Here is an 11,093-nt window from a genome sequence, read left to right as displayed (position 1 = left end):
GGTTATTTACACGTAAATTATGAAGATGTGGAACCTTATCCAGTGACCTTTAAAAAAAAGGCAATCCAAAACAGACTGATATCTCTAATCCAGAAAAGTTTTATTATGTGACTGAAATGAAATTCGCAAAAATTAAGAATAGCAAGGAAAAGGATAAATCCACTGTTATTTATAACAGCAATATCGTCATGACAGACATTCCTCTTGAAGCTTATGAGTATATCGTAAATGGCAAGCCTGCTCTTGAATGGGTTATGGGGCGTCAATGCATAAAGACTGATAAAAAGAGTGGCATTGTTAATGATGCCAATCGCTATGCTGTTGAAACCGTTGGTAACCCTGCTTATCCATTGGAGTTGTTTCAAAGGGGTATTACTGTAAGTTTAGAGACAATGAAAATTGTTAAGAGCCTACCAAAATTAGAAATAAGAGAAACTGAATAGACTTGCCATGCTCACATAATGGGCATGCTAATTATAAGGGGTATAGAGTCTTATAACCATAATCTATACCTCTTTTGTAAGTTAATTAGATACAATCTTAAAAGAAATAATTTATCATGCGTTCTTCTAAAAAGAAATCATTTGCACTTTTAAACACTGTCATTTGGATTGCCTTTAAAAGATTACACCGTAATCTCAAATGATAGCTTTATAGCTTTCAAAAAACCTCTTTAAAGAGAGTTTTATATCTTCATTTTGCTTATAGGTTTTGTCTGTTTTAAAAACCCCCAAAACCCCTACAAAACCCTCTTAAATATATATTAAAGATTGTATTTATGTGTTGTGTTTAATACAGGTTGTTTATTTGAAACATTAACTTATTGAAATATAACAACTTTTATTTTGGATTAAAAAAATAAAATGATAATGGGTAAAAAGAACCCCCAAAACCCCCAAAACCTCTAAAACTCATAACCATAAGAGCCTTGATAGCATTTCTTATGATGATAGCCCCTTTCTTTTGAAAGGCTTTAAGAGATCACATGCTTCTTTCATAAAGCACGTTTTAATCACTCACTAAAATGATCACTTTTGTCAGTTCAATTTACAGACACAAACTGACAAAAGTCTATTAAAAGGGATTTTGCTAATCTCTATAATTATCAATCTCTCTTTAGAGATTTCATAACAAGCTATAAATCACAATTATCATTTCTCTTATGAAAATGAAAAATGATGCGGTGGCTATAAAGCAGATAACAGCTATAAAGCACGCGTGAAACAGCAGGCTTTCATAATCACAACGCAAATGAAATCATTTGTTATAAAGACAGTCCCTATAAAAGCTATTAAGTTGAAAATGTATTATAAAAGAAATTAACAGAAATCTTTAAAAACCATTTAGTAAAAAACAGATACGTTATAAAGTTAAAAATACGCATCATGAGAGCGTTTCTCAATATTATAAATGTATAGATTCAGAAAATAACGCAATTGTTTAAGAAAGCCCATAATATCGCTTTAAAAGCACATAAATACAAAAGAAGTATATAAATAATATTTATACACAATGCATTTAAAAAAATAATAAAAAATATCAAAAAAGATAAAATAATAATTGACAATAAATACGTATTTTGTTATATAAATAATCAAGTGATCAAAACACTTAATAACTAGCGGATAGGCTACGAAACAGCCTCTTCCATGTCCTTTAAAATACTGACTATCTTTTATGCTGTGATTAGCATATATGATAATTTTGTCGGGTGTAGTTACGCTATACAATACCCTTATGGGAAAAGCGTAGCAACGGACTAGTTACCGTGTTTTGAGCGCCCGGCGCCTTTATAGGTCGTCAATATCAAAACTCTAAATAACTAGGAATCTTAATATGAAAATTATCTCAAAAAACACCCCCGTTATTTCTTCTATTTCAAATGAAACCGCATCTAATAATAAACAAGAGCCTGCAAAAAAATACGAATTTACGAATGAAACACGTTGCGTGGCTGGTCATACTTTACACCGCATTAAAGCCATTAGAGATTTTGCTGATGTAAAGGCGGGGGATTTAGGGGGCTTTATTGAAAAGGAAAGTAACTTATCACATGATGGTAATTGCTGGGTAGCTAATGAGGCTTGCGTTTATAATAATGCTCTTATTTCTGATAATGCTACTGTTTTTAATTATGCTAGTGTTTTCGATAATGCAACGGTTTGTGATAATGCAAAGGTATTTGATTTTGCTAGTGTTTATGACAATGCAAAAATTGCTGATAATGCCTTGGTTTGTGGGTATGCTTATGTTTACAAACATGCTCGTGTTTTTAATAACGCCGTTGTATGTGATAAGGCTGTTATAAGAGACAATGCAAAAGTCTATGGGAATGCTTTTATTAATTGGTATACACGTGTTGAAAACAATGAAACGATTAATTTTGCATCTCAAATTTCTGATGTCGCTTGTGTTTCTTTACCTATAACAAAAAAATACGAATTTACCAATGAAACTAAGATTATTGAAGGGGTTACTTTACACCGCATTAAAGCCATTAGAGATTTTGATGATGTAAAGGCTGGGGATTTAGGTGGTTTTATCGAAAATGAAAGTAATCTCTCTCATGATGGCAATTGCTGGGTATATGATAATGCTACCGTTTTTTGGGATGCTGTCGTTTCTGAGAATGCAAAAATACATGATAATGCTTGTATTAATAGAAATGCTAAAGTTTATGGCAATGCCGTTGTTAATGATGATGCATGGGTTTTCGGTGCAAATGCTCATGTTTATGGCAATGCAAAAATTAATGACAATGCTATCGTTCGTGGTCAAGTTTATGGCAATGCCTTTGTTTGTAATAAAGCTAATATCATTTTTGATGCAAAAATCTATGACAATGTGAAAATTGCTGATAATGCCTATGTAAAGGGCTTTGTTTATGGCAATGCAAAAATATTAGGCTCTGCTCGTATTGATTGGGCTGCTCATGTTTACGATAATGCCGTCGTTTCTGACAATGTATATGTTTCTGACTCAGTAAAAATCTTTGGCAATGCTATAGTTGATGGCAATCAAAAAATTTATGATAATATTGGTAATAATAACAAAACCATAAATGACGCTGCATAAATAAAGCACGGGCGGTGCGGGGGCGCCTGCTTTCTAACCAAATTCTTTCATTCAAAAATTAAATCTTCTTATAAAGGAATTGTGCTATGCAAAAAAAGTTTGCACTTACAAATGAGACACGTGTATTAAATAATCAAACTCTTTATCGCATTAAAGCATTAAGAGACTTTGCTGATGTAAAGGCTGGTGACCTTGGTGGCTTTATTGAAAAGGAAGAAAACCTCTCTCATGATGGCAATTGCTGGGTATATGATAATGCTCTTGTTTTAAATCCTGCTTATATTTATGAAAATGCAAGGGTTTCTGATAAGGCTATTATTATGGGCTTTGTTTATGGCAATGCGCATGTTTGTGACCGCGCTCGTGTTTATGCAAATGCTCATGTTTATGACAATGCGCATCTTTCTTATAATGCTTGGGTTTTTCAATATGCAAGGGTTTATGGGAATGCAAAATTATCGGGGTGTGCACGTATTCATAGCAATGCTGTGGTTTATGATGATGCTGTTGTAAGTGGCGCTGCAAAGATTTATGGCAAGGTTTATGACAATGCTAGTGTGGGGTCTCATACTGATGTTTACGGCTCTGTTTATGGAAATGCGAAAATCTCTGATTATATCGTGATTAGAGGCAAAGTCTATGGCAATGCAAGGATAAAAAGACATAGCGGTTTATGTTCGGTTCCCATAAATTGTGAAGTTTATGAAAGCGATCACGTTGTAAAGATTATTGAAAACAAAGCAGCGTAAATAAATGCTGGGCGTTGCGGGGGCGCCCTTCTTTCAAATTTTCCATTCCAAATTTTAGCAAATGTTTAACACATTCAATTGTGTGAGGTATTCTTATGTGCAAAAAATACGAATTAACTAGAGGAAGCAAAAAAATTAAACATGCTCTGACGAGAAAAACTATCAATCTTTATCGCATTCGGGCTTTAAAAGATTTTGATGATGTTAAGACTGGGGATTTAGGAGGCTTTATTGAAAAGGAAGCTAATCTATCCCATGAGGGCAATTGCTGGGTTTATGATAAAGCTTGTGTCTATGGTCATGCCCGCGTTTCTGACAATGCAAAAATACGTCATTTTTCTCAAATCTGTGGTCAAGTCTATGGGAATTGTGAAATCTATGGCAAGGCTTTCATCTCTCAATATGCAAAAGTTTATGACCATGCTTGTGTCTATGGCAATGCTCATGTTTATGGCAATGTTTATGGGTATGCCCATGTGAGTGGGGGCGCCCGCGTTTTTGCTGATGCTCATGTTTATGATTATGCGCATGTTTCTTATGATGCTACGGTTTTGGGGTATGCAAGGGTCTATGGTCGTGCCATTGTTGCTGGCTCGGCTCATATTCATAGCTATGCTGAGGTTTATAATTATGCCTTTATTAATGGTCGTGCCAAAATTTATGGCAAGGTCTATGGCGGTGCTTTGGTGGGCGGTTGTGCTGAAATTTATGGCTCTGTTTTTGGCAATGCCAAGGTTTTATTCTATACGAAGGTCTGGGGTCGCGCTTATGGCAATGCGAAATTAACCAAGAGAAGCAAAGTAAGGAAAGTTCCTATAAATTATGAGGTTTATGAAAGCGATAACCTTGTCAAGATTGTTGATGAAACAGAATAAAGAACGGCGTGGGGGGCGCCTTCTTACAGCTATAAACGCATCATAAAAGAGAGAATTCAAATAAGAAAGCCGTATCAAGTAATATGACGCGGCTTTCTAATCACGTTTCTAATGATCTAATAATCATCCACAATGGAGTGATAAATGCATATATACAAAACGTATCATATTGCAAGCGTTCTATTGTTTTTATGAAAACTTATCAAAAGGATCATAAATGATGGGTATGATCTTGATAGCATTCATTTGAATAAGAGAGTTTCTAAACGCTTTTGATTTTTATAAACCTATCAATAAAACGCTCTCATATTTAAAGGGAGTCATTTGAAATAAAGCACATAATCAAAATGCCTCTTTAAAATCTATCAAGAGAAATGCCTATGAAGGGAATATCTGTCATAAAACAGTTTTTCTATTTATGCGCATTGGTTTTTAAAAGCAGCTTTTCATAAGACAAATAAACAAACGCTTTTTAGAATCTATGGTTTTTAAGATTTGCTCTGCTGTAAAATCTAGATCTTTGTTTTTCGTAAATGAAACGTTCTTAAGAGCAAATGATAACTAAGTTTATAGCTGTTATAAAACATCAGTTTCAAATTTTAAACGTTTCCTTAAAGAGGTTCTTATAAGCGTATTTTCACTTTTCATTAAAACCTAATTTCTTTGCACATTAACCAGCTCAAATTCGAGCTCGTTATCTTTAAAAGAGAGCATTCTTTAAACAGGGTAACTTTTGACTCAAAATTTAGAAAAATCTCATGTCTTATTGAATTTTGCTTGCTTATCTTTGTTTCAATAGGTGCCTCCAAATTTGGATTGACCCCATTTGGTTTCGTATTTTTAAACTATAGTCTTTAAAACGTTTTTTATTACCATGTCTAAGGTATATAGTATTCTACTTCTACGGCATTATTCGCCTCCATTTTTTTGTGGAAGCGAAGAGAGTTCCATCATTTAAAACTCACTATACACCATATTCATTAAAAGGTTTTCGCATCATAAGACATAACGTTTTGAATTTCATAACTGTTGTGATGATATGTTTGTATAATGACTGCCTATCATTTACTAAATTTTTAGTAAGCGCTTTAAAAACGATTTTGTCTTTAAATCCTTTTTTATGCACCTTTAATGAATTAAAACCTATAACTCTTATGATAGTTTCAAACGATTATACCCTTAATAGATAATAAGATATTGCTATAACATCTTTAGATTTTGCGCTCGTCAATTTTGGCGAACGTTAATTTGTTTCTTTTTATGCGATTACCAATCCAATCGTTAAAACAAGCTGTGATCTTTAAACATATGTTATCGATCATTTCAAACGACTAAATTTTAAAACAATGCGATTTGTGAATGATAAAAACGTATCATAAAATTTATGAACTATTATGAATGATAGCTGCTTTTCATTTCATTTGAATACACACATGCGTTATAATATTTACATCATGATTTGCTTTTTATGGTCTATTCATACATGGCAATCTTTTATAAAAAATGGTCAAATGAATCATGCATAAAAAGATGGATTCTTAAGTGGATTCATATAAAATAATTACAAACAAACTATTGACTTTATTGTGTTTTTTGATATTATATCTTACATTGTCTGACCAATTGATCTCAACACGTTTAATGGCTTCATTGTCTGAAAAACGAAAGCGCTTCTCAACCGGTGCATTGTCCCGTAATGGGTTCCATGTCACCCATAACTCTGCTCTCCAACCCTCGCCCTCTTCACGCAACGTCGGTATAAGCGTCTGCCAAGCTGTTTCTGTGACCGGTTCTGCCTCATCAACCCAACACAGCAATATCCGCCCCATGGATTTGATGCTGGCTATATTGCGGTCTAGTCCACAAAACTGAAAGCCTATACGCCCATCAATCGACTTAATTGAAGACTCCCCAACCTTGTAATAGTCCTTTAAAAAGTCATGGGCTTCAATAGCACGTTTTATCTCCTCCAAGGAACTCTCTGCTAGCGAATTTTGAAACTGACGTGCACAAAGGATAGTGCCTGATATCCCTCCCATACCAAATTGATAGCCTTTTAAAGCCGCCATCAAAGCAAAAGATCTTGTCTTTCCTGACCCCCGTCCTCCAAAAGCCGCCCGCACCAAAGCCTTCCCTGTAAAAATCGGTATAAGCTTTGGAACAATCTTAATCTGTCGTGTTGTCATTCACTAAAGGAGCGATTTCCACGCGCCCTATCATCTTAATGGCTCCCCCATCCTCTCCCGTCACTTGCAAGGGCAAGATCTTACCAAGCAACCCTAAATAAGCAGCGGGGCATTTGATTGCCTGTTTTTCGAGATAAGAGATCAGCCCTTCCTTGCCATATTTGCTGCCTGCCAATTCAGCAGCTTTAATAATTGCCTCTTTAAGAAGACGTGTATTCTTATTGGGCACACCTTTAACACGCCCTTGACCAGCATTAGGAGGCAGAGACTTTTTGGTCGGTTGTAAAACCTGTTGTGTGTTTTCTGATGTCATAAATTCCTCCCTCCAGATAATAAAAAACCCCGCATTTACGGGGTTTTAGACTGTACATCACCCTCATTTAGACACAATACGCCTAAGTACAGCAATGTCATTAAATACGATTTGCATCACTTTGTCAACACAAAAATAACACATATTGATAAATTTAAAGGGAATCTGTTAAACAGATAAAGTGTATATTACGTATATTAAAGGTAAAAATGATGTTTATAAAAAAATCTTTATTTAGAAGCGTATTAAGTATCGCACTTTTGATAACGTATCTTATATCCCCTTCAAATGGATATGCTAATTCCAATGAGTTCTTCTGTTCAAAAGAAATTATAGAACGAGAGAGTGCGATCCGTAAGTATATGTTTGATGTAGATAACTGGTGGGAAAGCGCTTTCCGCAACTCTTTATGGTTCGCAAATACTTCGCGTATAGCAAAGCATAAACTTGAACAACATGCCAACATGATGCAACAATGGCACGATATAATTATAGAACGAATGCGTTTATCGCGTGTTTTAACCGAGGGTATGACAAATGAAATAACGGAAATGAAAAATTTAATTAAGGCAAGACAATCTAAAAACTATACAGACATATCAGAAATTCTGGAACGTCTTTCCGGAATTCGAAATTTTATGGCTAGTAATAGGAAAGAACTTGAAAAACTAGACTATCAAATGGAAATACTATATAAACTTTTAAGGGATATCCGTTAATAATTACATGATTTTTTGAAAAATATTTTGAAGAGCATTAAGAGCGATATGCAATGATCTATAAAAAGCGAAAGAGGCAGCAAGCCACCTCTTCGCACCTGACCCCTTTTACAAGGGAGCGGTCACTGTTTTGTTACAGCGCCGTTATTTCCAATATTTATAAAGCGCATTAAGAACGACACGTAGTGAGCTTACAAGATGCGGTAATTCTTGATCCTCTATAACAAGGTACTGTAGCGCAGCGTAAAGATTGTACTGTCTATAGAGATGTTGCGCTTCTTTTATTACCTCTTGCGTATTTAAAAATCGTTCTGTTGCAAATTCTACCCATTTGTCTCTTGCTTTATCATCTGCAGATGATGGCATTTCGTCATAAATAGCATTAGGCAAGCCTTTTGCACAAAGGTAATCATTTCTTATCTGTAGGTACTGTTGTGCGGCGTCATATTGCTCTTGTGTAAGCACACCTTGTAAACACAGCCGCCCTATATAGGTACCAGAAAGCGGATTTTTTGCCTCTTGTAAGCTTAAACAGAAGCGCTTTGCACGCATTTCTATTGCCAATTTATCAACGGCTTCACGAGGCGCTTTTGCTCGTGATATACGACCATTAGCTTCTCTTATCTTCCCTTTAATCTTAGGGCGTCCCCTCTTTTTATTTTTTTTCACTCATACCCTCTTAAAAAGGAACGCTGTCATTTGGTACTGTAGGCATATCAAGAGGTCTGTGAAAGCTTCTGTCATAAGGGGACGACTGCTCTTGATCATCATCATTTTTGCCATCTAAAAGCTTTAAGTCGCCTTTGTATTGTGGCAAGACAATCTCTGTTACAAAACGTTCAACACCGTTTTTATCTTGCCATTTACGGGTTTGTAACTGCCCCTCTATATAGACCTTGCTGCCTTTATTAAGATACTGAAGTGCTATTTTTGCCAAATGTGGATTAAAAACCACAATGGAATGCCATTCTGTCTTTTGGATTTTCTTATTGGTTGCCTTTTCTGTATAGCTCTCAGACGTTGCTAAACGAAAATTGACCACCTCACCACCTGATGGCATTGTTTTGCTTTCGGGATTAGCCCCTAAATAGCCAATTAAAATCACTTTATTTAACATGCGGTTTATATCCTTTTATGGGGGAAATGACACGTAACAACAAAACAAATTTACAACTGACAATAGTATAACACATTACGGGTTGTATTTACAAACGCAAATTATTGTAACCTATTGAATCTACAATGTGAATCCTATTTTTTATTTTTTAAATGGCTTGCCTTTTTACACAGATTGTTTAATATAGAGATATTCGTCCACTCTTGGATAATGGAATAACAGAAAGCGTGTAAAAAAGCCGTGTCGATTAATTTTGACGCGGTTTTTTTATTGGCTATTCTTTGCTTTTCTTAAGATTTGAGCATTCAAAAGCAAGGTTATGATAAGGTGATATAAAAAAACCTTGCCATCTCAAAAAGAGGGACAAGGTTTTCAGTTTCTTAAATCGATTTCTATATTAGCATAGCCTGTTTTAAGATGCAAATAGAATTAAAATACATTTGCCTTTATCCACAATATGTAGTATTTTATTTGACGCTAGTATGCATTGCAAAACAACAAAATGAAAGCCGTGTCAAAATCAATTGGCACGGCTTTTTTTTGATACTTAAGATAATAAATGTTTTTAATCTAGAGAACGGTTAAAAAACAACGCTAGAATAACGTTGCGAATTAAGTATAGCATGATCTGTTTTATGATGCAATTTGATAAAAACGCCATTGCGTTTATACACAAAATATGTAATTCATTAATCGTTTTCATAATGAATTGTCCTTGTCAATAATGGTTTTTAATAAAAGAAGCCGTGTTTTAAATGACGCGGCTTTCTTTTAATTCTATCTTTTAGACGCCACAGCCGCTTTAATCAATTCCTCTACAGTCTTTATCTATCTACAAAAGGATATTAAACCTGTAGAAATCTCTTTTCTTCCTGTAACCCATGCCCCCAAAATAAGTTGCGTATCTCCAAAAACACGCGCCCTGCCACCAATAATTGCCTTTCCATAAGCACGTACATTACCGTAAACCTTCGCAAACCCATTAACACACGCCTCATCACAAATTATTGCATTTTCAAAAACCTTCGCATGCCCCCAAACCATAGCAGCATTATAAACCTTGGCATCATCACCAACCCAGCAATTGCCATCATGTGATAAGTTGTATTCACTTTCAATAAAGCCCCCTAAATCTCCTTTTTTAACACTTCCAAAACTTCTTAAAGCTTTAATGCGATAAAGTGTTCTAACTCTACCATAGAGATGGTCTTTAACTTCTTTTATTTCATCAGTAAGTTCATATTTTTTAGATACAGTTGTATTGGTCATAGGTCGCTCCCTAATCTAATATTCGTTAATTTTTTAAATGAGATGAGATGTTTTAAAGGAGGCGCCCCCGCCGCGCCCGCGCCGTTATTTAAGCTGTTTTCCTATGAGGACTACACATAACAAAGCAAATTTCACCAGCAGGAGAAAGGCGTTCTGTATAAACATTCTTCATTGTGTCACCACAAATATTCTTAGTAACAATAGCCATGCCACATGCATTGGCATTTTCATAAACATGCACTTTACTTACAATTTTTGCACTATCGAAAACATGGGCATTATCATACACATGGGCATTGGCAAAAACCTTTGCTGAATCGTAGACGCGAGCATTACCATATACAAAACCACCAACACCTGCATTGCCATAAACCTGCGCATTTTCGTAAACACGACCAGGGCTCACAACAATGGCCTGATCACCAACCCAGCAATTACCATCATGGGAAAGATTTTCTTCAGATTCAATATAGCCACCAAGTTGACCAGCTTTAACATCACCAAAATCTCTTAACGCCTTAATGCGATAAAGTTTTTTACCCTCACGAAGAATTGTTTGATTGGTGAGTTGATATTTTGGAGATGTTTTTTGATTTTTAACTGTAGCGTTCATGCTAGTAATCCTTATCAATGAAGTTTTTAATTAACAGCCCATAAGGGCGTCGGGTGCTAGCAACACATTGATTTATATATATAATTTACTGTTCTGCATGTTGAATTAAAGACCCGAATATAGTAAGGTTTTCTCATTCTAAACCCTCTCAGATTGAATCAATTAATATCACTTGCT

General features: G+C 35.1%; 9 protein-coding genes and 2 pseudogenes. 5 read left to right on the top strand and 6 right to left on the bottom strand.

What is annotated here, in order from left to right; all coding sequences use genetic code 11:
* The 4 genes and pseudogenes from PVV69_RS08235 to PVV69_RS08220 form a co-directional block, all read left to right on the top strand.
* Positions 1 to 443, top strand: a pseudogene (locus PVV69_RS08235) (type ISP restriction/modification enzyme); the annotation flags it as partial.
* A 1,393-nt stretch (positions 444 to 1,836) separates the two neighbouring features.
* Positions 1,837 to 3,075: a hypothetical protein gene (locus PVV69_RS08230; protein WP_273757129.1), complete on the top strand. Its 1,239-nt coding sequence runs from the start codon at positions 1,837 to 1,839 to the stop codon at positions 3,073 to 3,075.
* An 86-nt stretch (positions 3,076 to 3,161) separates the two neighbouring features.
* Positions 3,162 to 3,824, top strand: a complete 663-nt coding sequence (locus tag PVV69_RS08225) for a hypothetical protein (RefSeq protein ID WP_273757128.1) — start codon at positions 3,162 to 3,164, stop codon at positions 3,822 to 3,824.
* Between the two features lie 95 nt (positions 3,825 to 3,919).
* Entirely contained in the window at positions 3,920 to 4,699 is a 780-nt protein-coding gene (locus tag PVV69_RS08220) for a hypothetical protein (protein WP_273757127.1), read from the top strand.
* 1,601 nt (positions 4,700 to 6,300) lie between these two features.
* Here the strand turns inward: PVV69_RS08220 and PVV69_RS08215 are convergent.
* Positions 6,301 to 6,885: pseudogene (locus tag PVV69_RS08215) on the bottom strand (phage terminase large subunit); the annotation flags it as partial.
* Positions 6,866 to 7,198: a hypothetical protein gene (locus tag PVV69_RS08210; RefSeq protein WP_273757126.1), complete on the bottom strand. Its 333-nt coding sequence runs from the start codon at positions 7,196 to 7,198 to the stop codon at positions 6,866 to 6,868. The gene PVV69_RS08210 and the pseudogene PVV69_RS08215, both read right to left, overlap by 20 nt.
* 209 nt (positions 7,199 to 7,407) lie before the next feature.
* Between PVV69_RS08210 and PVV69_RS08205 the strand changes: the two genes are divergently transcribed.
* Positions 7,408 to 7,917, top strand: coding sequence for a hypothetical protein (locus PVV69_RS08205; protein ID WP_273757125.1), 510 nt, complete (start codon positions 7,408 to 7,410; stop codon positions 7,915 to 7,917).
* A gap of 144 nt (positions 7,918 to 8,061) precedes the next feature.
* Here PVV69_RS08205 and PVV69_RS08200 read toward each other — a convergent pair whose 3' ends face one another.
* The 4 genes from PVV69_RS08200 to PVV69_RS08185 all read right to left on the bottom strand — a co-directional run bounded on the left by PVV69_RS08200 (position 8,062) and on the right by PVV69_RS08185 (position 10,916).
* Positions 8,062 to 8,586, bottom strand: a complete 525-nt coding sequence (locus PVV69_RS08200; protein WP_273757124.1) for a hypothetical protein — start codon at positions 8,584 to 8,586, stop codon at positions 8,062 to 8,064.
* 10 nt (positions 8,587 to 8,596) lie between these two features.
* Entirely contained in the window at positions 8,597 to 9,034 is a 438-nt protein-coding gene (ssb, locus tag PVV69_RS08195) for a single-stranded DNA-binding protein (protein WP_273757123.1), read from the bottom strand.
* An 828-nt stretch (positions 9,035 to 9,862) separates the two neighbouring features.
* Positions 9,863 to 10,303 (bottom strand): hypothetical protein, encoded by a 441-nt coding sequence (locus PVV69_RS08190; RefSeq protein WP_273722110.1) that lies wholly within the window; start codon positions 10,301 to 10,303, stop codon positions 9,863 to 9,865.
* A gap of 88 nt (positions 10,304 to 10,391) precedes the next feature.
* Positions 10,392 to 10,916 (bottom strand): hypothetical protein, encoded by a 525-nt coding sequence (locus tag PVV69_RS08185; RefSeq protein ID WP_273757122.1) that lies wholly within the window; start codon positions 10,914 to 10,916, stop codon positions 10,392 to 10,394.
* Positions 10,917 to 11,093 lie beyond the last annotated feature (177 nt).

Origin of the sequence: Bartonella sp. MM73XJBT, assembly GCF_028618465.1 — a bacterium.
Classification (GTDB): domain Bacteria; phylum Pseudomonadota; class Alphaproteobacteria; order Rhizobiales; family Rhizobiaceae; genus Bartonella.
The sequence above is the reverse complement of the archived record's forward strand: the minus strand, read 5'-3'. Positions and strand labels throughout refer to the sequence as shown.